This is a genomic window from Niastella sp. OAS944, from assembly GCA_024809215.1.
GTDB lineage: Bacteria > Bacteroidota > Bacteroidia > Chitinophagales > Chitinophagaceae > Niastella.
In genome coordinates, this window is record JANUBW010000011.1 from 254369 (window position 1) to 280202 (window position 25834).

Sequence of the window (25834 nt, forward strand, 5' to 3'; positions counted from 1 at the left end):
GTGAGTGCGATCCTTAGGGTTGTGTGGGGGCAAATGAAACAGGCAACAACCATTATAATACATTGTAAAACGGGTTTCTTCAATATACTATGGTTGCTGCCTGAGGTGGTTGGTGTTTCAATCGGCGGCCGCTGTATAGGCCTTATTAAGTTGTAGATCGAGTTTTTCGTATTGAGAATTCTTGCTTTTGAATTCAGGGACCAACTCTTTCATCTTCTTTACAATGCCATAGTTGTCCTCGAGGCGGCTCATGTTTATCAACTCTTCAATATCTCTTACAACTTTATGTGAACAGGGTATTATTTTGGCAATCTTGATCTTTTCGTGGTGAGTGGGTAATGTTTTCTCTTTCTCGTTCAACAGCTCTTCATACAACTTTTCACCGGGGCGTAATCCGCTATATACAATTTTCACATCCTCATCGGGTGTTAAACCGGCCAAACGGATCATCTTCAAAGCCAGGTCAACGATCTTAACCGGTTTGCCCATATCAAATACAAATATCTCGGCGCCTTTACCCATGATCGCAGCTTCCAATACCAACTGTACAGCTTCGGGGATCGTCATAAAATAGCGGGTGATCTCTGGGTGTGTTACCGTAACGGGCCCGCCCTGTTGAATTTGTTGTCTGAAGCGTGGGATCACAGAACCATTTGAACCAAGCACATTACCAAAACGGGTAGTGATGAATTTCGTTTTCCCAATGGTAGCATTTTTGGCATCGCCATTGATGAGGCCCATAATAGTTTGATCAACGAGGTTATCGGCCACACTGCTCAACGACTGTACATACATTTCAGCAATGCGCTTAGAGGTGCCCATTACATTGGTTGGGTTTACCGCCTTATCGGTTGAGATCATTACAAACTTGTGAACGTTGTATAAAACCGACAGGTCGGCAACGATCTTTGTTCCCATTACATTGGTAAGGATGGCTTCGGACGGATGCTTTTCCATCATGGGCACATGCTTATAAGCAGCAGCATGGAAAACAAAATTCGGACGATATTCCCGGAAAGGGATCTGTAAGCGATTGCGATCGCGAATATTACCAATAAAGATCTTGATATCAGACTCAGGGAATTTTTCTTCCATTTCGAGCTGTATCTCATGCAATGGCGATTCGGCCTGATCGCACAACACTACCATTTCGGGTTTGAATGATAATACCTGGCGTACAATTTCGGAACCAATAGAACCGGCGGCGCCTGTGATCAATATTCTTTTACCGGTAAGCTCGCCCGATATTTGTTCGTTATTGATAATGATAGGTTCGCGTTGCAACAAATCCTCAATACGCAGCTCCTGAATTTGTTTCAAACTTAGTTTACCATAGATCCATTGATCGGAAGGCGGAACGGTAAGTACCTTGATCCCGAACTGCAAACATTTTTCAATCACCACTTTCTTGTCTTTGCTATCGAGCTGTTCGTTCATCAGGATCAGCTTATCGATCTTCTTCTTTGTTTTCAGCAAAGGCAGTTCCCTGATATGGTAAACTTTTTTCTGCTGAATAGAAACGTTTGCTTTATTAATATCGTTCTCAACAAAACCGGCAATCACAAACTTGTTGGTGATACTTGATTCAATAGCTTGTTTTACCAGCATTGCCTCGGTATCGCTGCCGAATATCAAAACGTTCTCTTTTAAAACAATGGCGTTTTGTTTTACATAATAATAAAAACCACGCACCATAGAACGTAACATCATATGCAGTGTACAACTGAAAAAGAAGTTGATAAGCAGCACACCTGAAATGTTCAACGAATTGATATGGTATTCGCGATTAACAAGAAATACTACGGCAATTGGGTATAATACACCAGTGATCAATACAGCCAGGGAGATCCGCATCATGTCGTATACATTTGAGAAGCGGAGCATACCTGTATGTATGCGCATACAATAAAATACTGGCAACGAAATGAAACAGTATAATATGGTGTAAACAAAAAAGTGACCGCGTAGAATTTCTGAGAATTGAAACTGCTTTACGACAAAGTATGATAACGTAAAGGAGAATCCGGTTATGACCAGATCCAAGATCAATATGACCCATCTGGGTACAGGCCTGGAGAATGACAGAAACTTCTTCATGCTATTAGCAATATGTTTACAATGTTGTTGTTTCGAACGCGGATTTTCCAGGAATTAAATGGAACTACCATGAGCGAACACAGGATGGCCACGGCGAAATGGATATTACGCAGGAAAAATGGATCCAGGGTTAAAACATGCACAGAAAAATGGATTGTAAACAGCAGGAAGTTCAAAGGATTAACACATCAACAACAACAATATAATTGTCTTTACACAAGGATATTGATATATATTAGATATATAGTAAACTTAAATAGAGGACAAAAGATGGATTTGTAATTGAAGATTATTTCAAAGGATCGGGACACATTGGAGGAGTAGAATCCTGTGGACATCAATTTCGTGGTCTATTATCAGAAAGGATTGCTACGTTCTTAATCAGGCTGGACAATTCAAAGGATCATTGAGAATAATTGGAATCAGGACGAAAGTACACAAGATATTTGATTTTTAATACAATTTTTCAAAATCATTTTCACAATACACTATAAGTAGTATACGCTCCCCAGTTACCGGGAGCATCCATTCAAAACCCTCGCCCAGTAGGGTTTGTAAAGAAAAGACAGCAGCCTTAAGCCACTACCAGCTCTTTCTTGAAAGCTACTGAATGTATATGCGCAATGGTTTTAGAAGGCGCCAGCCACTTCTCCCAGTAAGCCAGTGCATTTTGTTCTAACTCCATACGTTGTTCCTTATTCGCAACCAGTGAGGTTATAGCATCTTTTAATTCGGTATGAATATCTTTTATCTCCAGGTAATGTTTACCTGCCATAAAGTTACCAGGAAGCACCCTGTTAATAGGTGTAGAGATTATAGCCTTTCCAAGTGCAAAGTATTCGCCCAGTTTCCATCCCAAACAATCGTGCACTGCCGGCGTATTTATTACTACAGTAGATAATTTCAGATGCTCAAGATAGGTTCTGTGATTATACCTTTTTGCCGCCGAATAGTTTTCCAGCCCTTCAAAAGGCCCGAAGCGCGCCCTTGAAAATCCGCCTTCGAACGAAATCACCTTTTGTTTATCAAGGTCTTTTAACAGGGTGATGATTTCCTTGCGAAGATTGGTCACCGTGCTATGTTTTTTCCAGGGATAGTTCAGGTAAAACAAATAATTATCGGCCGAAGCTTTTCTATTGGCATATACATCATATGAGCACCTTTTCATTGACTGATGTGTATATACCCTGAAATAAGGATTTTTTATCCCTGCATTTTTATAAAGCCTCCAGGTTAATTTAAGATAGGCCGGAAGGCTAAAATAATTTATACCAAAGTTGGGCCCAAGGGAAATTACCTTAGGATACTTTTGCATGGCAGCCTCATCTACATTCACCTTTGCATACACATCTACCCACTCGTAAACAGTTTCGTTTACATTGGGTTTATCATTCGCCGCAATACATACTCTTGAAACATTGCCATTGTTCCATATTTCATAATAGAAAAATTCCTTTCTGAACTCTCCGTTCACAAACTCATTAAACCGCAGGAACCTGTCTTCGAAAGAAAATTCTATGGTATAGTCCTTATAAAAATCATGCAACCCTTTTATATAAAACTCATAATACCAGGGATCGAACAAGGGGCACATTAAGATCTTCTTTTCCATGTTAAGCGTTTAAAAGGATTATAAAGGTTTTATTAAATAGGCACCCCAACATAATCATATATAGTGGAAACAATTCTCTCCAGATCGGTGGTGGTTAAATTGGAACCTGAAGGCAAACATAATCCTATATCAAAAAGCCTGGCACATGTATCATTTCCATAGTAAGGCGCATCGGCAAATACCGGTTGCAAATGCATGGGTTTCCAAAGCGGGCGGCAATCAATATTATTCTCATTTAAACACATCCGCAGGTCTTCCCGGGTAAAATTGCTGCTCTTGATAAGAATGGCTGTAAGCCAGTGATTGGAAAAATAGCTCTTGCCCGGCTCCTCAAGAAATTCAATACCCTCTATAGCTGCAAATGCCTTTTTATAATATTGATAATTACTACGACGTTGTTTAATCCGCAATGGCAATACTTCCATTTGCCCGCGACCAATACCGGCGCAAACATTGCTCATGCGGTAATTATAACCTATATGCGAATGCTCATAATGCGGAGCGGCATCGCGCGCCTGAGAGCTTAAAAAACGCGCCTTGTGAACGTATTCGGCATTTGTTGAAATAAGCGCTCCGCCACCCGATGTGGTAATGATCTTATTACCATTGAAAGATAAAATACCAATATCGCCAAAAGTACCCACCGCTTTTCCATTGTATGTAGATCCTAATGCTTCGGCAGCATCTTCCACCACGGGGATTTCATACCTGCGGGCAATGGAGATTATTTCATCCATACGAGCCGGCATGCCATACAAATGAACTACAATAATTGCTTTAGGCGTTTTCCCTTTCTTTATACGGTCCTGTATTGCCTCTTCCAGGTATTCTGGCGACATATTCCAGGTGCTTTCCTCACTATCAACAAACACAGGAGTGGCGCCCTGATAAGCAATAGGGTTAGCCGATGCAGCAAATGTCATTGACTGGCAAATAACTTCATCACCTGCTTTTATTCCTAAAAGTATCAATGCCATATGCAAGGCCGCTGTGCCTGAGCTCAGGGCTGCCACATGTACATTGTTTCCTAAAAAAGTTTCCAGATCCTTTTCAAAACCATTCACATTCGGACCTAAAGGGGCAATCCAGTTTGACTCAAATGCTTCCTGAATATAAACCATCTCTTTTTCTCCCATATGAGGAGACGACAACCAGATTTTCTCTTTCATGGATTACAACTTAAATTAGCAAATTATAACGCTTTTGCAGATAATGCAAGCCCTGGCGACCAGGTTCCTTATTGCTAGCGACAAACTATTTTTCTAAAATTTTCAGAACTGGTTTATTTTTATTACTCTACCAGGATTCCCTACTACTACTGCATAATCCGGAACATCACGAATAATTACTGCGCCCGCACCTACCGTAGCCCATTTGCCTATGGTAATATTTTGCATAACACATGCTCCAATACCAATTTGCGTACCCTCCCCTACTTTTACGTTACCTGCCAGTGCAGCGTTGGGGGAAATATGCACAAAGTCATCGATCACACAATCATGATCGATAGAACAGTTGGTATTCAGGATCACATGCCTGCCAATTTTACTGAGTGCGTTAACAGAAACATTCGACATCACAACTGTTCCTTCGCCAATAGTTCCGCGTGGCGAAATTATGGCCGAAGGATGAACAGCACTGACAAATTGTACCCAATTCAATTTTTCGGCTACTGCTTTACGAATTCGGTTATTGCCAATAGAGATCACAAAACGATCATCTGCAGTAATAGCTGCCTGTTCCAATGTATTATACACAGGATAGTCGAGCAGCGATCTTACAAGCGGATTGTCATCAATTAATCCGTGGGGAATGTGGTGTTGGGTCTCTAATATCTCACAAATCACTTTCGCATGGCCACTGGCCCCATACAAAAAAATTCGATTGGTATGCGACATAATAAAATAAGGCCTTCAAAAAAAGATATTAGAGTACAAGTAATCATTCAACGAGGCAAGCAGAAAAAGCGGGCTTAGTACATTTCCCACAAAAATAAAGGCTTCTACTTAAAGTACCATATTAATATTGTGCAAACGCCCGGCCCGTAATTCACGACTATATATAAATGCAGAAATAAATGATGTATACCACTAACCGGTAAGTTTGTAAAAACGTCCTGTTTTCCTTTTTACAAAAGCTTCGGAATATTCGTATGCCTCTTCTTCAGTTTCTTCCGACAAAAATGAGCTATCGAAACTTCCCATCAGGATCATAACAGGGAACAATATTGAGTACAACAATTTTTTTACCGGCCGAAACTCCTTTACCGACTCAATAACAGCCTCTGTTACCGTTTTACATTCATCGTTTGTTAATTGCGGGTAAATGGGCAGCGATATTTCGTTGCTGAATAAATTATAAGCAGCAGGATATTCTTTTATATCATAACCTGCCTGTTTGAAAACAGTAAGCATGGGAAGCGGTGTAAAATGAACATTTACAGCCACTGAACGGCCAGCTATGCTTTCAATGATCTTGTTACGCTCTTCTTCACCAATATCTTTAATTCGCAAAGGGTACAGGTGGTATGAAGAAGCGCATCCGGTTTGCTGGTATGGCGGACAAATTGCCCAGTCATACTGAGAGAAGATGTTTGTATAAAAATCGAAGACGCGCTTTCTTTCAATAAGCAACAGGTTTTCATACTTCTTGAACTGCGCCAGCGCTACTGCTGCCAGCACATCGGGCATGTTCATTTTGAAACCGGGATATATAACATCGTATTGCCAGGCGCCTGCTTTGGCTTTTGAAAAGGCGTCTTTTGTTTGCCCATTCAAACTCCACACGCGAAGTAAATTATATATTTCTTCATTATTAAAAGGCCCCGGCAGGTTAAGTGCAATTACACCACCTTCGGCAGAGGTAACATTCTTTACTGCATGCAATGAGAACACTGTAATATCGGCGCATGAGCCAATGGGTTTGTTTTTATAAGTAGCACCCAGCGCATGTGCTGCATCATCCATGATCATAATTCTGCCCAGCTGGTGTTGCGCATCGGACGAAGGCCTGAATTTCTTTTTCACTTCTTCATCGTTCACTATGCTGTAAATACCATCATAGTCGCAAGGCCAGCCTGCAAAGTCAACGGCAATAATTGCTTTTGTTCGCTCTGTAATGGCTTCCCTTATCTTTTTGCAATCGATATTAAAATCGCGGCCCACGTCAACCATAACTGGTTTGGCGCCAACATGCATTACAGCCAGCGCAGTTGCACAGTAAGTATATGCGGGTACAATAACCTCATCGCCCTGCTTAATACCATACCAATGCAGCATCAGTATCATACCAGAGGTGGCAGAGTTTACCGCAAGCGCATGCCCAACGTTGCAAAACACAGCCATTTCTTTTTCAAGCTGCCTGGTAGCGGGCCCGGTCGTAAGCCAGCCACTTTGCAGAATGTTTGTAACTTCCTTGATTATATCGTCATCGATATAAGGCGGTGAAAAACGAATCATATATGGTCTTTAGGGTTTTATATGACTAAACTATAATAATTATCATAACATTTATATAAACCAGGCATTGCTAATAATCAATAAATGGGTAAATCCCCATTTACCATTATGCCTTTCAATTTTGATTATTTTATTTAGTTTCCTTCAAACTTTGTCATGGTAACATGCCCCTGCTGGCTAACTCCTTCGCTCTTAACAACCTTCAATAAAGTAAAAATCATAATCTTACAATCGAGCCAAAAACTCATGTTATCTACATACCATACATCCAGTTCAAACTTTTCTTTCCAGCCAATGGCATTACGGCCGTTAACCTGCGCCCAACCTGTGATGCCGGGCCGTACGTTATGCCGTCTCTTTTGTGTATCGTTATATAAAGGCAGGTATTCAACAAGTAATGGCCGTGGGCCAATTAAACTCATTTCACCTTTAATAACGTTTATGAGTTGCGGTATTTCATCAAGTGATGTTTTCCTAATGAAACTCCCAACCGGTGTTAACCGCTCGGCATCTGATAACAAATTTCCCGCAGCATCTTTTCTATCGTTCATGGTCTTGAACTTAACCAGCCAAAATATGCGACCGTTTTTCCCGGGGCGTTGTTGAACAAAAAAAGGCTTCCCCTGGTTGGCCATATATAGTAATGCCGTAACAACGATAAACAACGGCAATAGTAAGCTAAAGGCCACCAGGCTTACTATAAGATCAATAAAGCGTTTTAAAAATTTACGATACACTTGCATATTTCTTTAACTGGTCGTTATATTCTTTTAACAACAATTCCCAAAGGGATTTCTGTTCATAGCGCTCAATGATCATCTGCCGCGCATTCGACTTTAAAGCAGAATATAAAGCCGTATCGGCCAGTAACTTTTCCATGGCCTGTTGCAGCGCATGCACCTGCTTTGCAGGAATGATCAACCCGTTCTTTCTATCTTCAACAATTTCGTTACACCCGTTTATATCAGTAACAATGGAAGGCAAACCAAAACAACCAGCCTGCATAGGCACATTGGGAAAACCTTCGCGGTATGAAGGGAACGCCAATGCCTGACTGATCATTAAATACGGACGTACATCTGCCTGAAAGCCTGCTTTGATAATAGAATCATCTTTTTCAATGATCGCATGTGTTTCAGCAGCCAGCGGATCGCGCTCAGGTTCGTAAGGCCCTACCAGCAATAACTTAATATGCGGATATTTCTTTTTGAGTTCGCTATACGCTTCTACCAATTCTTCAATCCCTTTATCTTTTACCAGGCGGCCCACAAAAACAAATACAAAGTCCTTATCAGTTAAGCCATGTTTCTTTCTAAGCGCACAGGCTGCTTTATCAAGTTCTTCGGTGGGTTGAAAAAAGCGGGTATTGATACCGTTGCTGCTTCCATTACCCAGCACCTTCAGCTTGCTGGTTTTACAAAACCTGTTATCTATGATAAAATCGCTCAGGTGTTTTGAATTTGGATAAACACCGGTTGCGCAGCTGTAGGTTAACCGTTCCACAAAATCGAGCACCTTTCTTTTTATTCCTGTATTCTCCATTAATGGCAACCCGGCCACAGTATGCATACGAATGGGTACACCGGCCAGCCGGCTTGCCATCATACCCAGTAAACCGGCTTTGGGGGTATGCGTATGTACGATGGCGGGCTTTTCTTTTTTCAACAGTTTATACAGTTTCCACAACGCCTTTAAATCCTTCACCGGCGTAATAGCGCGGGTCATGGTAACCGGTGCAGTACGCACTCCTTCACGTACACCAACCTGTTCGAGTATTTTATCAGGCGATGAAATTGCAAGAACTTCAAAATGATCTGACATATACCTTAGCTGGTCCTTAAGCAATACGCTTAATGACAATGGTACGGTGGTTATGCGGATCAATTTATTAGATGATTTCATGTTGCACAATTTGTTCTATATTGAACCTACAAGTACTTTTACATAGTTTCAATCAATTATATTATAATGACCATGCAAATACGACCAGCTACCCCCCAGGACAAACCCGCCATTATCGGGTTGATGAAAAAATCCCTGGGTGAAGGCCTTATCCCCAAATCAGAAACACTCTGGAACTGGAAACATGAGCAGAATCCCTTTGGCGCTTCGTTTGTTTTGGTAGCCGAAGAAAACGGCACACTCATTGGGTTACGGGTGTTTATGCAATGGCAATGGCAGTGGCGCGGTACTGTTTACAAAGCCATTCGGGCAGTTGATACAGCAACCCATCCCGATCACCAGCGCAAGGGTATTTTCAAAAAGCTCAACCAACAACAACTTGATACCTGTAAACAACAGGGAATACACTTCATATTCAATACACCTAACGACCTAAGCCGCCCCGGGAATTTAAAAATGGGCTGGGTAGAGCAAGGCAGAATGCCTTTAAAATTTAAAGTGGTAAACCCCATTGCACTTGCATATGCCATTGCCTTCAAAAAAGACAAAAGCGCAGCCGGTGCAGATCCAACACCTACACAAACCTGGGACCCACGCGTATTTGACCTGATAAACAATTACCAGGTACATGACGAACATTTGAATACCATTATTTCTCCTTCGTATATCCGCTGGCGCTACACCAACAACCCGTTATTCAGATATAACTATTTTACCGACTTCGAGAACTTCCTGCTCATTGGCCGTATAAAATCACATTCATTTACCAGAGAGCTGCGCCTGGTAGATTGTATGCTTTTCAATAACGCATCAACAAACAGGCGCATTAGCTCACAGATAAGTAAGGCGGTTCTCCCCTACTGCAAAAACAATAAAATTCAGGTCATTTCATTTTCGGGTCAGCAGTATCAAACATATCGATCAGCTCTAAACTGGATGGGGATGATCCCTGTTCAAAACCGTGGTCCCATTGTTACCCTTAGAGATCTGAATATGAATGAAAAATTTCCCGAATTACTGGACATTAAAAACTGGGGCTATTCGTTGGGCGATATGGAATTATTTTAATCGCCTGCTTCCTTTAAAGGAACTTAGCTGGTGCACTGCTTAAAAACACACGGAATATGTTCCTGTGTGTTTTTTTATTGTAAGATCTTTCCTGCTTTTTTCGTATTGCTGGTTTCAGCCCTCTTTCCCATAAAATGATCAACATACTCTCCCATATTCCAACTCGTCATACCATATTTCTCTTTACATTTCTTATACTGCTCTAACAAAATGCGCAGGTTGTTCAGGTTCTGTTCGGGATAATCGCCAAAATTTTCAGGATGCCACCACAAATGATATACCTCACCCCGCCTGGCTGCCGAACGCATTTCCTCGCATGTACGTCTTATTTGCATTTTATTTGCAAATTCATATTTGGGTTGCCAGGGTCGCAAAAAGCGGCTGGCCGGTAACTGCAGTGGCTCACCTGGTACCACCTGAATACGATTTAACGGATAAGTAGTTCGTATTGTGCCCACCTGAATGTAGGCATCAGCTGTTCTAAACAATCGGCGCAACTTACTGGCACCACCTTCGTCAACCGGCTTCCAAAACCAGCCCGAAGGATTTGACCGTACCGCTTTGATCCCATTATCATAACACACTTTCAAATATTTTACATTCACCTGGTTTCTTGGAAATACCAGCGAACGCAACTGACCATTAAACTTTGCCAGAGCCACCTTTTGAACTGCTTTCAGATCTGCATCAAAAGCCTTCGCTTCACTTTGCTGTTCCAGGCAATAGTAGTGGCTAAAAGTATGTGTACCTAATTCCTGCCCGGCATACTTTTCAATCATAGCTACTTCTTCGGGACAAAAGTGCGCCCAGTTATATTCTGAAGGCATTCCATTTTGTCGTATCCATTTATAAGGCGAATAGCGTTCTTCGGCATAATCAGGTTCAATGGCAGGCTTGAATAGTTCCCACTCCTGCTGATTGGCGGCAAACAAACTGCCAACCGTTGCCCAGGTAACATGCACATCATACTCTGCAAACAGTTGCAACATTTGCGGAACGATGCGCAATGTATTTTTATAATTGGCCTCACGCTGCTTCCGGTCTCTTTTATCAAAAACTCCCCAGTGTAATTCAAAATCGAGTGATATGGTGAAGATTCCTTGCATATTAAAAGTTCTTAGTTTTTAGTTCTTAGTTTTTAGTTCCTGGCGATGCCGCTTCACGACTTCACAGCAACAGCCAGCTTAATTTCCTTTACAGGCGGCTCTGCTTCTTCCTGCGCCTGCATGGCCCGCCGTTGCCGCTTCATTATCTGCAAATGCTTTTTGTAATCCATGAACGAAAGAACTACAAACAACAAAAAGTACATGATCATACTTTTTTGCCTGATGATAATTCCCATGTTCGACATGGTGCCAGATAACGCAAATGAAGTTGCCAAAAACGTTACCGCACTTGTTTTCAAGAGCGCCGACCCTTTTCTAAAAAACTTTATAAATCCTTTCTGACATAGTTGAAATGCCAGGTAGAGATATAGCGTATTTTCAATTGAAACCACCAGCCCCATAGGCCCGGATGCATCAACAAACAAGGGCCTGAACCAGAAGGTGAACAATTTCAACACAAGCGGATAGTTAGAGATATCGATCCCCGACCCCGCATTCTTCGACAATTCATATGACCTCGAAGCCGAAAACTGGTTAAAGCTTTCCAGCACGTTATCACCATCTATTTTTGAAAACGCCATGATCTTATCGTACAACAAGACCATTGCGCCCACACTGGCGCCTAACACAAACAGCTTTTGCCATAAAGGCACTTTTTGCCGCCCGGTAAACAAACCCACCACAATACCCACAGCCATAAATAAGAATACGTGTGGCCGTACATGATATACAACGAGCAGACCAAGGATCAAAGCAATCTTCCGCGTTTTTAACTGGCTAAGGCCATACATCGCCATCCCAAGGCCGAAGAAGATGATGGACCCTTTACCCAATGACACTGTCCAAAAATGCATATTGGGCAAAAAGATCAATAAACCAATAAGATCTATGCCGTACAACTTATGCTTGTATTTTAAATTCTCCTTTATGTATACATAAAAGAAAACGAACCCCCAGTAGCCCAGCCACGCAAACAGCGCGTACATCATCTCAAAAGAAAAGCCGAGGTAGTTGATAAACGGGTAACTCACAAAATCAATGAAGGGGGTTCCCGTATCATATGCGCTCATCCAGTTAGCATAGGCCATCTGAGGCCTCAGGAAATACTCTTGCGAGTCTGACCGGGAAAATATCTGAAATACATAGTAAAAAACGCAAAACAGGCAATGGAACCAGTACAGGTTCTTCATCATGCCTAGCTGAAACCAGGGCTTACCCCGTTTCATTATTTGCAGCATTGGTATCGATGCTACAAAGAACAAGACCATCAAAAGTATTCCACCTAGCACAAGCCTGAGTTTTATTTATTAATCAAATTGTGGTAAATATCTTCCAGTTCAGCTACCATTCTCTTCATGCTGAACGAATTGATAACTGTTTCACGTGCAGCCTGTTTCATTTGCGCTGCCACATCGGGTTGTTGCAACAATTGCGACAAGCGGTCAACCAGTTGCATGGGTTGTTCAACCGGCACCAATACGCCATTCACCCCATCTTTAATTACTTCGGGTATACCGCCCGCGGCTGTACAGGCAGGTACACAATTCATACTCATTGCTTCAAGGAGTGCGATGGGCAACCCTTCAAATTCTGAGCTCATCATAAATATATCCATGGCAGTGAAATACGGCCGGGTTTCGGCCTGCGATCCTGCAAAGAATATATACTTATCAGTTCCCAATTCCTTTGCTTTGGCATGAATTTCTTCGCTTAGCGGCCCGGTGCCTACCATAATAAAATAAGTATCCGGATGCTTTGCATGCAATGCCTTGGCAATTTCAAGCCAGGTGCCCAACCGCTTTTGTACCCTGAATACACAGGTAATGCCTATAACTGTAGCGGTTGCCGGAATATTCAGCTCCTTACGAATGTCTTTCTCAAAAGTTTGCGTACGGGCGTACTTGGTAGTATCAGCACCATTCGCAACTACCTGTACCTGCGGTTTTGCCTTACCATAATTTATTTTAATGGAGTTGGCAACTTCCGCCGAAACGGCAATTACCAGCTGCTGATAGGAAAAACTCAGCTTGTTCATATAATAAGTGAGCTTATGGTATCGCTCCCATTTATTATGCTCGGTATAAACAACCGGTACGCCGGTGAGTTTGCCAACCAGGCGGGCGGCCATACCAGCCCAAGGAAGATGGCAATGAATCAGCTGAATTTTATGCTTACGTACATACACTGCTATTTTGCGCACCGCCAGCATTATGGCTGCGTTGTTCTTTGCCGGAATACAAACTACCTTGCCTCCCTCATTTTCAATAGCAGAAACCATTGCATCTTTCCACGACAGAAAATAGATATAATGAAAATTAAACTTCTGTTTATCGTGCTGACGCAAGGTTTCGGGCAATAACATCTCAGCTCCTCCGCGGCCCAGTGATTTAATTATGTGTAATACCTGAACAGCTTCCTGTTCCTGGTACATTCTACGCACATATGTTTTATCCAAGGTATCCATGTATTAGTTGTTAAGGGGGGATGAAACAGCATTGTATACATCCAAAAATTTGCCGGCAATTTTTGTATTCAAATATTCGCTTGTAACCATTTGCCAGCCATTTTGTACCAGCTGTTCATTATATGGTGTTTTATTGAGCGCTGCCAACACCTTATCGGCAAATACCTGTTCGCTTCCTTTTGGCACCAGGTAACCGGTTTTATCGTTTATCACTACTTCGCCAATGCCACCTACATCATAAGCCACCGTTGGTGTTTTGCAATAAAAAGCTTCCAGTAATACCCCGGGTAATCCTTCAATAATGCTGGGCAGCAACAACACATTGGCATTTTTAATGAACTGCATGGCATCGTTCCTGAACCCATAGAACCTTACCTGCTGCTGAAGCCCTTTATGTTTAACCAGCTCCTCTATTTGCGATTGAAGCGGTCCGCTGCCAACCAAATGCAAACTGGCGCCGGGCTGCCGCTTTAGCACTTCTTCGAAAATGGCTATAAGGCGAACATGATTCTTTTCATAAGTAAACCCGCCTACATGCACCAGTATCGGTTTCGAAGCGCCTTGCAACGGATTCTCGGCCCCATTGAAATCAGTTTCCTCAATACCAATAGGCACTTTTATAATACGCTCTTTGAGTTTCGGAAACATTCTGCCAAAATCAGTTGCCGAAGTACCGCTCACCGAAACGATCTTACTCACATATCTGAAAAAGAAACCGTTCAGCATCCTTGCCGGTGCAGTTTTTATATATAAGCTTATTGTACTGGCATTTCGAAATACGATGGGTTGTTTCCATCGGAAAAACAGTTTCGAAAACACCGCATATTTCAATGTATCGCTGGCATTGGCCTGCACTATGTCGGGTTTCTCTTCTTTAATTATTTGCGCCAACTGCCGCCATGCCTTCACATCCCACATGCGTTTTTTGGGCGTACCATTCAAATGCCTTGTTTCGCCCGAAAAAGGCAAGGGCGCGCTGCCCGGAAAAACAAATACGACGATCGCTTTATGTCCTTCCTTATTGATATGGGTCGACAGTTGCGAAGCAAACACTTCTGCCCCGCGTAATTGCGGTTTTTGAACCAGTTGAAGTATTATCAATTTGTTTCAATAATTATATTGAGTAAATAATTTTCCAGCTTGTCGGCAATCATTCCCAACTCGAAGTTCTGTATGGCATGGTTGTGCGCGTTTATTGCCATTTCCTTTGCAGTACTTAGGTTATCCTTATACCACAACAATGCGCGGGTAATGTCCTGCACCGATCCTGTTTTGAACATATAACCTGTTTGCAGGTGTGTAATTACTTCTTTGTTCACAGGAATGTCGCTGGCCAGCACGGGAAGTCCGGCAAACATGGCCTCCACAACAGCGCCACTAAATCCTTCACTATGCGAGGGAAAAACAAAACAATCGTAGTTATTGATAATTTGCGGGATATCGCTTCTGTTTCCCAGCAAAACCACATTGTTCTGTAAACCCAGTTCATTGATCAGCGCCAACAAAGCTTCTTTTTCAGTACCATCACCGGCAATATGTAAAACCGCATTGGGACATGCTGGTAAAAAATCATTGAAGGCCAGTATTAAGTCGCGCTGGCCTTTCACCGGTACTAATCGACCGACGTTTAGAAAATGGAGTGGTTTTCCAGAAAATGTCTGTGGAACCTGAAACCGGAACACTTTACTATCCCGGCCCCTGTTTATTACTTCAATTTTATCAGCAGCCACTCGCAGCGCCTTTGCACCCGATTGTTTAACCGTTTGCGAATTGGCAATAAATCCTTTGCAATAACCTGCGGTTGCCTTGTTGGCCCATTTGAAAAAAGATACGGCAGTTTTAGCCTTCCACGACAAAGCGGCATTATATGTACTGGCATACAGATCGCTTATGAAAGTACCTATTACAGGTACCCCGGTAAACCGGCTAACCAGCCTCGTTACCAACTCAGACCTGGTTAAATAAGCCACCAGCAGTTGCGGCTGCTCCTGCTGCACTATTTGTTTCAATTGTTTATAGGCAGTCATAAACCCATACTTCTTTTTCAATGCCACCGAATGCACGGTTATACCCTTGCTGGTAAAACGGGGCTTAAGCAGGTCGCCGGCGTATAAATGGCAAACAACAGGTTGAATATTCTTAAACCGGATGAGGTTGTTGAAAAGACTTTCTTCGGCCCCACCGGTTTGCAATGTATCAATTACAAACAGCACTTTATAAGGCTGCGAAGCGTTGTTGCTCTTGCTTACGAACGTATTTATTTCCCCGGCAACAGCCAGCGTATTGTTATCCATACTGGGCAACGGTGCTTTAATTGTCATTGAATAATATTGTTACATTTTCGCCTTTACAAAACATAGTAAACTCGCGATGGGCAATGGCTCTGAAAAAGGCAGATGTACAACCCGGGTGATCACCATCGTGCAATTCTATCATTACGCACCGCACCATGGGTAACCAGTCTTTATAGTTATACATGAACAGTTCCTTTTCGGCGCCTTCAATATCTATTTTAAGCAGATCGATCGATGTAAGATTATACTTCTTAACAATGTCATTGATAGTAATGCATGTGGTTGTGCCAACCTTTTTACCTGTAGCCTCTACAATCCTGAATGCATACTCGCCGCGGCCGCCATCATACATTTCCAGCTCTTTGTTTTCGTACCAGATGGCATTATTAAGGGCATGTACATTACTAAACCCCGACACATTCTTTACCAGCTGCTCGTAATTATGTTTCTCGGGCTCTACAGCAATCACCTGTGCATTGGGGTATTTTGTTTTAAAGTATAGTGCAGACAAACCAACATTCGCTCCCAGGTCAATAACAGTTTTCACCGGCGATCCATTGAGACCATTATAATTATACTGGTCAAATACCATCACCTGTTTAAAAACTTTAAAATCCGTGCTTCCTTTCCTGATATGTACCCTCCGCCCTTTCCATTTTACTGCAACTTCGGCTTCAGCATCGGCAGCAGTCATTGCCATACCAATAAGCAGCGATTTCACTATTCCGAAGCGGTAAATAAACCGCATAACGGAATACACTTTTTTGTTTAGTTTGTCTCTCTTCATGAATTAAGGTTTAATGTTTAATGAATTTTAGTGTTCCAGGATCGAGTGTTCTGCCACCAACACCTGTGATGCCATGCCAAATACCCATTAGCCTAAGCTTTACGCGTTGAAACCTGTCTGGGGCAAGAACGGCTGCTGAGATCAGCATTTTTGTTTGCAGATAGCAATAGCCTATTAAATTTCCTATAGAGAAATGTTTCTTTACAATAAACATGTGATTGCGGGCCGAGTAGTAGCCCCGCCATAAAGTAGCCCGGGTAAACTGACCGCCGCCGCCAAGGTATAAGCGGTTATCGGCGCCGTTCTTTAATACCCCTATTTTGTATCCGCTGCGTTGTATACGAACCGAATACTCATGATCATCGCACATCATAAAAAACTCTTCGCAAACGGGACCTACTTTACGAACCACATCAGCTTTTATCAGCGCGCCATCTATCATGGCATAATCGGCTTCCTGCAGTTTTATATCTTCCCGCACCGGAAACTTCTTTCCCATTTTAAGGTGTGCGCCATGTAAACCGAGCAGCGAAAACTTGCTTTGCTCAATATTTTCAACCAGCTCTTTTAGCGCATGTGGTGCATACATGGTATCATCATCCAACACCCAGAAGTACTGGCATTCTTTATTTTTTAAACCCGAATTCATTGCAGCAGCAATGGCACCTGCCGATCCGGTATTGCTTTCCATAAAAATGCACCGGATGTTATTGCTGCCATCAACTGTTTTCAGGTATTCAATTGTGCCATCGGTACTTTTGTTATCTACAACAATAATTGTTGCAGGCTTCAACTCCTGGGCCAATACATGGGCTAAAGCATCTTTAAGCGTATCGAGCCTGTTGTAAGTAACCAATATTGCACACACATTTGCGTTCATAAGAGGTAAGATGAATTAAAACTTATTTTTTTAGTATTGAGGCTTATCTTTTATACCACCTGTTCATACCGTAATCACGTATGGCTTTACAGGTGTTTTTAGTTACCAGGGTGCCATACCTGAAACCATGTTTATAGTTTAACAGGCTTTTACCTATTGAAATAAACAAAATTGACCAAAAGGCAGTGTAGTACCGGTTCTTTGCCATTACAAACAACGAATTGCGAATGCTGTAATAATCCCGCCACAAAACACTTTCATCCTTTTTTTGAATGGGCGGCCGTTTAACATTCATCCGGTTCCATTTTCTACGCAGGTCGAGGAACAAACCTGAGTGCACCAGTATTTTATACCCGGCCTTTTTTTGTTGCAGATCGTGATCGAGGTCTTCAAAGCCGAAGAACAGTTTTGCGGTTGGCTTTATGCCTTTCAATACGCTTTCGCCTTTTATCACCTTTATCATTCCGCCACCAATGGTATCTACTTCAATGTATTCGCCTTTCTCCAATTCTTCATTGGTAGTTCTTCGCAACAAACCGGTACGGGTATTTATTTTATGACCAACTACACCAACCTGACCGCAATTCCCTTCATACGAATCTGCCAGCTGCAATAATTTTTCAAACGTATCATTTGTATATGGAGGATCGTTGTCATCGGCCCACAGTATCCATTCGTATCCTTCTTTAGCCAGTGTTTCCAAACCAATATTTCCACCACCTGCAAAACCGGAGTTATATCCAACCTTTAAATGCACCACATTGGGGTAAAGCTGGGCCAGTTTGTTTTTCGTAAGGTCATTGTCGTTATTATCAACAATAAGCAGTTTATCGGGCGGCCTGGTTTGATCGAGGCACTTTTCAATAGTGTCCATCAGGATGTCGGGCCTGTTGAAGGTCACAATAAATGCAGCAAACTTCTTGTTCATAAATGTTACGTTTGAGGCAGCCGCTTGGTCGGTCGGTGCTCTTTGGGTTTACAAAAATTGTAGGGTTTAAATAGCCGGGGTTTATCTTTTGTAATATCTTCTCAAACTATAATCGCGAACAGCCCTGCAGGTGTTTCTTACTACCAGGCCGCCGTAGCGCCTGCCATGTTTATAACTCAACAGGCTTTTGCCAATGGAAACGGTAAGGAACGATAGCCAGGCCAGGGGAAGCCTGTGCTTTTTCATAATGAACAGGGCATTGCGAATGCTGTAATAGTCGCGCCACAATACCTTCTCATCTTTTTTCTTTACTATTTCGCGTTCAACATTCAACCTGCTCCAACGTTCACGACAGCCCAGGAACAGTCCGCTATGCACCAGTATTTTGTAACCGGCTTCTTTTTGCGACAGGTCAAAGTCAAGGTCTTCAAAACCAAAGAACAGTTTCTCTTCGGTTATAATGCCTTCGCGTATACTGTTACCGTTTACGATCTTACATTGGCCGCCACCTATTGTATCAACTTCTATGTAAGGATTTTTACGCAGCTCTTCGTTTGTTATGCGTTGTAACAAACCGGTGTATCTATTGAACCGGCTGCCTACCATTCCTACCTGACCGCATTTATCGCCATACGATTCGGCCAGTGTTACCAGCTTCTCAAATGTATCTTCTGTTTGTGGCGGATCGTTATCGTCGCCCCAGAAGATCCATTTATAGCCTTCTTTTGCCAGCATTTCCAATCCCACTTTATCGCCCCCCGCAGGGCCTGCATTATAACCCATGTAAACGTGTTCAACTTCGGGGTATAATTCTTCCAGCTTTTTCTTTGTTTCATCTGTTGCCCCGTTATCAATGATCAATACCTTTTCGGGCGGTAATGTTTGGGTAAAGATCTTATGGAGGGTATCCATCAAAATTTCTGCACGATTGAAAGTCACAATAAATGCAGCGAATCTTTTATTGCTCATAGAAATACTTTAAATGCTTAACAGCTAATGTTATTGATTTAGGTAAAGGTTTATGTAACTGACGTGCAAAAGGCATTACTTCCGTAATGCCTTCCTTACAATCTTTTAAAAAGCGATCTGTTAACCAGTGAGCAATCTTATATACCCTGCAGTGAAACCATTTTCTGAAAGCGGGTCGATTTATTTACCATTTCATCAAAAGAACCAGATGCGGTGACCTTACCTTTTTCAAGTAAGTAAATAGTGTCTGCTTCTTTTATGGTCGACAGGCGGTGCGCAATCAATACAATCGTGTAGTTACCGCGCAGTGCTTCAATATTTTCCTGAATGATCTTTTCCGTTTCTGAATCGAGCGCCGAAGTAGCTTCATCAAAGATCAGCACTTCGGTGTTCTTATATAACTCACGGGCTATGGAAATACGCTGCCGTTGTCCGCCCGAGATCAGGATCCCATTATCACCAAGGCGGGTATCTTCCTTTTCAGGCAGCGAATCAACAAAGCTGCCCAGGGAAGCCATCCGCAACACATCTTTAAAGCGCTTTTGATTTTCAGCCGTAGGCTCGGCCCAGAAGGTGATATTATTAAAGATGGTATCGTTAAACACTACCGGTTCCTGTGAAATATAACCCACTTTATCGCGATAGGTATTGAGGTTATACTGGTCCATTGGAATGCCGTCGATATACAGCTCACCGGCATCGGGTTTAATTAACCCGGCAATCATATTGGCCACGGTTGTTTTCCCTGCGCCGCTTTCACCCACCAGGGCTATTGTTGACTTTTTCTCCAGCTCAATGCTCATTCCATCGAGCACTTTTAAACTATCGTAGGAAAGCGTAACGTTTTTGAGCTCTATTTTATCCTGAATGGTTTTAAACGCAACAGGACCGTGTACTTCCTGTAAGGCCGCCATTTCATTGGTAAGAGAAGTTACGGAGTTGATACCGCCGCTGTTCTCAATAAAACCCTGCCAGTAGTTCTGCGTCATTACCAGGTAGCTAAGCGCGCGGTAAAACAGCAACAAGCTCAAAATGATACTACCCAAACTGGCGCCCATCCAGTTGAGCTGGGCAAATATTACAGCCATCACAATTATAACAATGATGGGCTCTTTTATACTGGTACCAATGGCCGTCATATGACCTATCTTCTTGTTCAACCCTTCGGCCTGGTTAATAACATTCCTCAGCTTACTTGAATACCTGTTGAAGGTATTGGTTGATTTGAGATATTTAAAGTGATGTGTAGTTTGTATGAGGAAGCTGTTGAAATCGGCTCCTTTTTTCGACAATTCGTTCGAAGCGTTCTTGGTGGTCCTGTATATTTTATTGTAGATAAGGTTAGATACCACGGCGCCAACACAAACCAGCACGGCAAACTGATAGTTGGCCAAAAATGCCAGGAACATATAGGTAAGCAACATAACCGATGCCTGGGCTGCAATAAAATAAAAGTGGAACGAAGAAAACAAACGCTGCACTTCCACCGTAAGCGTATTCTGTATCTTACCAGAATCGATCTTCAAAAAGGCGCTGTACGATAACCCTTCCAAATTATTCACCAGTCTATAGCGTACTTTCTTGATGAACAGCTCACGTAAACCGGCGTAATATTTCATCTGAAAATATTTCATTACACCTTTGAACACAAACAGCGTCACCAATACCACCAGCACAGTAGTAATAGTTAACTCAAATCCCATTTTCTTAATAAGACTGATGATGTGCTGCATTTGCCCCATCGACTCATGGTTATCGGCAGCAGCCTGTTGCGTTTGACCATCCCCTACCGCCTTTAACAACGGAATGAACATAGCCAGTCCCATACCATCCAGAAAACTGATGAATATGCACAACACCAGAAAAAAGAACAGCCTTTTACCAATGATGCTGTAGTAATATTTGAAATGCGTTAGGAAACTGCTTTTCAGCGTGAATAATTTCATCGTGCACTATTTTTTACACCCAAAGAATAAGGCTTAACCGATCAGTTAAGCCTTATCCCTTATGCGTTTTGCGTATTATGCTATTTTTAATTTACCTTCTGTGTTTTTCTTCTTCTTTTTCCCTTTGCCCATTTGCCCATATTCGTAACCGTAGCCATACACATGCTGGAAGCCATAACCAGGTTTAATACCATTTATGATCAGAGAAATATGTGGCAGCTTCTGATCTGTATGTAACTGGTTGATGAGTTTAACCGACGGACGTAATGTATACTTATGGCGCAGTACAAAGAATGATATGTCGGCCATTTTACCTAATGACAATGCATCTGATACTGCTTCAACCGGCGGCGTATCCATTACTATATAATCATAATGCGCCCGCAGGTAATCGAACAGCAGCTTCATGCGGGGGTTCAGGATTATCTCACCGGGGTTAAGCGGTAACGGTGTGCCTGCACTCAGGAAAGTAAGGTTCTCCATTTCAGGCACCGCTTGTACCAGATCGTCAACCTGGCTTTCACCACGTAAGAAGTTTGTAATACCGGGCGATTTTTTGAAACCTAACCGCTCGCTCAGGCTTGGGTTACGCAGGTCAAACTCGAGCAAGATCACTTTCTTGCTGCTGATGGCCAGCGAACTTGCCAGGTTAAGGCTCACAAAACTTTTTCCTTCACCACTCATGCTCGAAGTTACCATCAGCACTTTATGATCGGGACCGTACCCCATGTAAGAAATATTCGTACGCAGGGTCCTGAACTGTTCGGCAATGGGCGACACTGTTTCTTCAGCTATCACCAGATCGGCCTTGCTGTTATCGAGAATGATCTCACCGGCTATGGGGAGTGCTGTAATACCCTGAATATCTTCCCTGGTCTCAATTTTGTTGTTGAGCATAAACTGTACAACAATTATCAGCACGGGGATCATTATACCTAAAATGAAACCGATGGCATATACCACGTACGGTTTTGGGTTTACACTTTTACTTACATTCCAGTCAATGACACGCGAACCGGCAATACCGGCCGAAGCGTATTCCATTTTCTTATCCTCTATTTTTTGCTGCAAGAAAGTATACAAGGCATCTTTTACACCCAGTACCCGGTTGGTTTGGTTAAGGTCTTTCTCTTTTTCTGCCATACCATAAAAACGGCCACTCTGGCTTTGCTCCTGTGAAGCAATCAACGCATTGCTTGTTCTCAGTTGCTGGCGAATACTTCCAATGCTGGAATAAATACTATTCTTGGCAGTGGCTAATGCAGAGTTTATTTCGGGCAACCGTATATCTTGTGGCGTACCACGGTCGAGGATCTCTTTCTTTCTTAATACCAGTTTATTATAGCCATCAACAAAAGCGGTCAAACCCGGGTCGGCCAGTGCGGCTACGTTGGGAATGATCTGCTCCTGGCCACTTTGTGTTATGCTATTTTCAACCTGCGCCAGCAGGTTTTCTTTAAATACGTTCTCGGTTTTGTGGCCATCGAGTGTAGCCAGGTTACCCAGTATCTGGTTTGCCGAAGTACCTACATCGTTCACCTTGTTATTCGATTTGAAATCCTTTACTTTATTGGCCTGCTGCGACAATTCGCCCGACACTGTTGCCAACCGCTTTTCAAGGAAATCGATCTCAGTACGCAGGGCCTTGCTTTTATGCTCAAAGTTGGCTACGTCGTAATTGTACAACAACACATCAACTATCTGTTTAGCCCGCTCAGGGATCTCATCGCTTACTGATATCTGTAACATGGCCATACCGCCTTTGGGCACAGCGCTGGCAGAAATACGTGATGAATACTTTGCTACAGCGCCATCTTCACCAGGAAAGCGAAGCAGGTATTGTCCTTTTTGAATAGTAAGGAATGGTTTGGGTTCAATAGTAATGGTATCGTGTTTGAATACCAGCGGCACATTGTAAAAGCCTTTTACTATTTCCTTCTCAAGCTGAATTTTATAACCTTCTTCACTTACCAGCAGTTTATACATGGGCGTGGTTTCATCTACATCCCACCGTTTAACCTTAATGGCGAACGGTAATGAATCGAGGTGTAATGCTTTATCGCGTACCCGGCCATTTGTAAGCACTTCAATGTTCAAATGCAATGAGTCAACTATCTTTTGTATAAGAGCAGCAGACTCAATTTTAAAGATTTCGCTGTTTAAATCAGGTTGTGCTTGTGCCGCAGCGGCGTTGCCCTGGCTAAATGCCGATCCGCCAAGAATGTTAGTTGTTACTTCGCTCGATGTTTGTACCTGAATATATGTTGACACCTGGTACAATGGTACCGTGTAACGTATGTACAACCACGCAGCTGTTATACAAATAACAGCTGATAAGATAAGCCAGTAGTAGCCTTTTGCCAGTTTCGAGAAAAGCCGTTTTGCGTCAAAACCTTTACTTTCTTCTGGCTCGTCAAAATACTTCTGCTCCATTGGTGAAAGTTTTAGTTTTTATTATTTTGAATAGAGAATCCAAGTGTTATGGCGGAGATAAGAATAGTGACAATCGAGGTCGCCAACCCAAAGTCTTCTTTAAACAATGAACCGGAACGAGCCTGAACGTAAAGCACATCATTCGGCCGCATTTGAAAAATATCCGGATCTTCTAAAAAACTACCCTTTCTGAGATCGAACTTTCTTACAACCCTTTTTCCGTTATAATCACGTAACAATCTAACATCATATCTTTTTGCGGTATGTGGCAGATCGCCGGCGGCCGCCAATGCCTCCAACAGGGTGGCATGTTGCGTTGAGATAACGAAAGTGCCGGGGTTCCTAACCTCACCAAGTACGGTAACTTTAAAAGATTGAAAATTCATTTCAACCAATGGATCTTTTAAGTACGGGCTAACTATACCGGTTATTTTTTGCTTTGCCTGGTTTAGTGTTAAACCTGCTAATTGTACTTTGCCAACAACCGGAATTTCAACTTCGCCATCGGGGTTCACCAGGAAATCGGAGCCATTTGATACTGAGCCGCCCACTCCAGTGGCAGCACCAACAGCGCTGGCTACACCGTCCATACTGTGTTTGTTGAAAAACGCAGCGCTTTCCTGATCTTTTACGATAAAAGTAATGTCGAGCCGGTCGCCGCGTTCAATAATACGCTCTGGCACAGGCATTGCTTTTAATTCGTAAGCTTCTGAGTCGGGTAAATCATTAAAGTAATTTAATTTTTTACTGGTGCTACAGGAAGAGGTAAGAATTGATACGAACGCTACAAAACAGAGTATGAGGGTGTGCGGATGGATGTGGTTTCTATTCATTGTGCGATAATTTATATAATGCCAGTTGCTGGTAAGCCAGCAGCTTTTAAGAGGTTAATTTTAAATACGACGACTGCTTATACCACTCCACGGTTGTTTGTAATCCTTTTTGAATTGTTACAGCTGGTTGATAACCGAACAGCTGTTGCGCCTTGCCTACATTGGCCAGGCTATGGCGAACATCGCCTTTACGCTCTTCCCGGTATTGAGGTTCCAGGGTTGTACCGGTATTTGCACAGATGTATTGCCACAATTGATTCAGGGTGGTTGCCTCGCCTACTGCAATGTTCACTACTTCATGCTTTTTAATGTCAGGCGTCAGAACGGCTTTTATGTTTGCCTGAACAGCATTTTCAACGTATGTGAAATCGCGGCTCGTTTCGCCATCACCGTTAATGAACGGCGCTTCCTGTTTCAACGCACTTTGTACAAACAGGGGAATTACGGCCGCATACGGACCGCGTGGGTTTTGGCGGGGGCCAAATACATTGAAATAACGCAAACCAATAGTATGGAAATCGTATGTGCGACTGAACACCTGTGCATACAATTCATTTACATATTTGGTAACTGCATATGGTGAAAGCGGGTTACCGATTTTATCTTCTACCTTAGGCAATCCAGGGTGATCGCCATAGGTGCTTGAGCTGGCTGCATACACCATTCTTTTAACACCGGCATCGCGTGCAGCCACCAGCATATTTAAGAAACCGCTTACGTTCACTTCGTTACTGGTAATAGGATCGTTGATGGAGCGGGGCACCGAACCAAGCGCAGCCTGGTGCAACACGTAATCAACATCTTCAACCGCGCGGCGGCAGGTATCTAGGTCACGTATATCGCCCTCAATCAAACTAAACTCGGGCCGGGCAAACCATTGGTCAATATTCTCCATTGAACCCGTACTAAAGTTGTCGAGCACACGCACTTTACCTGCGCCATGGCTCATTAAATATTCTACAAGGTTCGACCCTATAAAGCCGGCGCCGCCCGTTACTAAAAAGCTGGCGTTGCTGATATCTATGCTATGGTATTTTTGATCGTACATAATTAAAAG

At 42.7% G+C, this 25834-nt stretch carries 21 protein-coding genes; 1 reads left to right on the forward strand and 20 read right to left on the reverse strand.

Going from position 1 to position 25834, the window contains the following annotated elements; translation table 11 throughout:
- Window positions 1-117: 117 nt before the first annotated feature.
- The 7 genes from GGD38_RS32485 to GGD38_RS32515 all read right to left on the reverse strand — a co-directional run bounded on the left by GGD38_RS32485 (window position 118) and on the right by GGD38_RS32515 (window position 9069).
- Window positions 118-1902, reverse strand: a complete 1785-nt coding sequence (locus GGD38_RS32485) for a polysaccharide biosynthesis protein (RefSeq protein WP_375296537.1) — start codon at window positions 1900-1902, stop codon at window positions 118-120.
- A 769-nt stretch (window positions 1903-2671) separates the two neighbouring features.
- Entirely contained in the window at window positions 2672-3709 is a 1038-nt protein-coding gene (locus GGD38_RS32490) for a glycosyltransferase (protein ID WP_375296538.1), read from the reverse strand.
- A 32-nt stretch (window positions 3710-3741) separates the two neighbouring features.
- Window positions 3742-4878: a DegT/DnrJ/EryC1/StrS family aminotransferase gene (locus tag GGD38_RS32495; protein ID WP_375296539.1), complete on the reverse strand. Its 1137-nt coding sequence runs from the start codon at window positions 4876-4878 to the stop codon at window positions 3742-3744.
- Between the two features lie 102 nt (window positions 4879-4980).
- Window positions 4981-5607 (reverse strand): acetyltransferase, encoded by a 627-nt coding sequence (locus GGD38_RS32500; RefSeq protein ID WP_375296540.1) that lies wholly within the window; start codon window positions 5605-5607, stop codon window positions 4981-4983.
- Window positions 5608-5799: 192 nt separating this feature from the next.
- A complete protein-coding gene (locus tag GGD38_RS32505) occupies window positions 5800-7167 on the reverse strand; it encodes a DegT/DnrJ/EryC1/StrS family aminotransferase (protein WP_375296541.1) in 1368 nt (455 codons plus the stop codon).
- Between the two features lie 134 nt (window positions 7168-7301).
- A complete protein-coding gene (locus tag GGD38_RS32510) occupies window positions 7302-7910 on the reverse strand; it encodes a sugar transferase (protein ID WP_375296542.1) in 609 nt (202 codons plus the stop codon).
- A complete protein-coding gene (locus tag GGD38_RS32515) occupies window positions 7894-9069 on the reverse strand; it encodes a glycosyltransferase family 4 protein (protein ID WP_375296543.1) in 1176 nt (391 codons plus the stop codon). Before GGD38_RS32515 ends, GGD38_RS32510 begins: the two co-directional genes overlap by 17 nt.
- A 66-nt stretch (window positions 9070-9135) precedes the next feature.
- Here GGD38_RS32515 and GGD38_RS32520 point away from each other — a divergent pair, with 66 nt between their 5' ends.
- Complete coding sequence (locus tag GGD38_RS32520) at window positions 9136-10137, forward strand: GNAT family N-acetyltransferase (RefSeq protein WP_375296544.1); 1002 nt, start codon at window positions 9136-9138, stop codon at window positions 10135-10137.
- A gap of 74 nt (window positions 10138-10211) precedes the next feature.
- On the opposite strand, the gene GGD38_RS32525 is transcribed toward GGD38_RS32520, so the two are convergent.
- From GGD38_RS32525 to GGD38_RS32585, 13 genes are all read right to left on the reverse strand, one after another.
- Window positions 10212-11243 carry a polysaccharide deacetylase family protein gene (locus GGD38_RS32525; protein ID WP_375296545.1) on the reverse strand — a complete coding sequence of 344 codons (1032 nt, stop codon included), beginning with the start codon at window positions 11241-11243 and terminating at the stop codon, window positions 10212-10214.
- Between the two features lie 53 nt (window positions 11244-11296).
- Window positions 11297-12469, reverse strand: coding sequence for a hypothetical protein (locus GGD38_RS32530; RefSeq protein ID WP_375303937.1), 1173 nt, complete (start codon window positions 12467-12469; stop codon window positions 11297-11299).
- 74 nt (window positions 12470-12543) lie between these two features.
- The gene (locus GGD38_RS32535) at window positions 12544-13707 is read right to left on the reverse strand and encodes a glycosyltransferase (protein ID WP_375296547.1); all 1164 of its coding nucleotides are present in this window, start codon (window positions 13705-13707) and stop codon (window positions 12544-12546) included.
- Window positions 13708-13710: 3 nt separating this feature from the next.
- Window positions 13711-14808 carry a glycosyltransferase family 4 protein gene (locus GGD38_RS32540; RefSeq protein ID WP_375296548.1) on the reverse strand — a complete coding sequence of 366 codons (1098 nt, stop codon included), beginning with the start codon at window positions 14806-14808 and terminating at the stop codon, window positions 13711-13713.
- Complete coding sequence (locus GGD38_RS32545; RefSeq protein ID WP_375296549.1) at window positions 14805-16028, reverse strand: glycosyltransferase family 4 protein; 1224 nt, start codon at window positions 16026-16028, stop codon at window positions 14805-14807. Before GGD38_RS32545 ends, GGD38_RS32540 begins: the two co-directional genes overlap by 4 nt.
- Window positions 16018-16788, reverse strand: a complete 771-nt coding sequence (locus tag GGD38_RS32550; RefSeq protein WP_375296550.1) for an FkbM family methyltransferase — start codon at window positions 16786-16788, stop codon at window positions 16018-16020. Before GGD38_RS32550 ends, GGD38_RS32545 begins: the two co-directional genes overlap by 11 nt.
- A 10-nt stretch (window positions 16789-16798) precedes the next feature.
- A complete protein-coding gene (locus GGD38_RS32555; RefSeq protein WP_375296551.1) occupies window positions 16799-17668 on the reverse strand; it encodes a glycosyltransferase family 2 protein in 870 nt (289 codons plus the stop codon).
- A gap of 43 nt (window positions 17669-17711) precedes the next feature.
- Window positions 17712-18596, reverse strand: coding sequence for a glycosyltransferase (locus GGD38_RS32560; RefSeq protein ID WP_375296552.1), 885 nt, complete (start codon window positions 18594-18596; stop codon window positions 17712-17714).
- An 81-nt stretch (window positions 18597-18677) separates the two neighbouring features.
- Window positions 18678-19565, reverse strand: a complete 888-nt coding sequence (locus GGD38_RS32565) for a glycosyltransferase (RefSeq protein ID WP_375296553.1) — start codon at window positions 19563-19565, stop codon at window positions 18678-18680.
- A gap of 137 nt (window positions 19566-19702) precedes the next feature.
- Window positions 19703-21511 (reverse strand): ABC transporter ATP-binding protein, encoded by a 1809-nt coding sequence (locus tag GGD38_RS32570; protein ID WP_375296554.1) that lies wholly within the window; start codon window positions 21509-21511, stop codon window positions 19703-19705.
- Between the two features lie 75 nt (window positions 21512-21586).
- A complete protein-coding gene (locus tag GGD38_RS32575) occupies window positions 21587-23944 on the reverse strand; it encodes a GumC family protein (RefSeq protein WP_375296555.1) in 2358 nt (785 codons plus the stop codon).
- An 11-nt stretch (window positions 23945-23955) separates the two neighbouring features.
- Window positions 23956-24777 (reverse strand): polysaccharide biosynthesis/export family protein, encoded by an 822-nt coding sequence (locus tag GGD38_RS32580; protein WP_375296556.1) that lies wholly within the window; start codon window positions 24775-24777, stop codon window positions 23956-23958.
- A gap of 46 nt (window positions 24778-24823) precedes the next feature.
- The gene (locus GGD38_RS32585; RefSeq protein ID WP_375296557.1) at window positions 24824-25825 is read right to left on the reverse strand and encodes an SDR family oxidoreductase; all 1002 of its coding nucleotides are present in this window, start codon (window positions 25823-25825) and stop codon (window positions 24824-24826) included.
- Window positions 25826-25834: the final 9 nt, after the last annotated feature.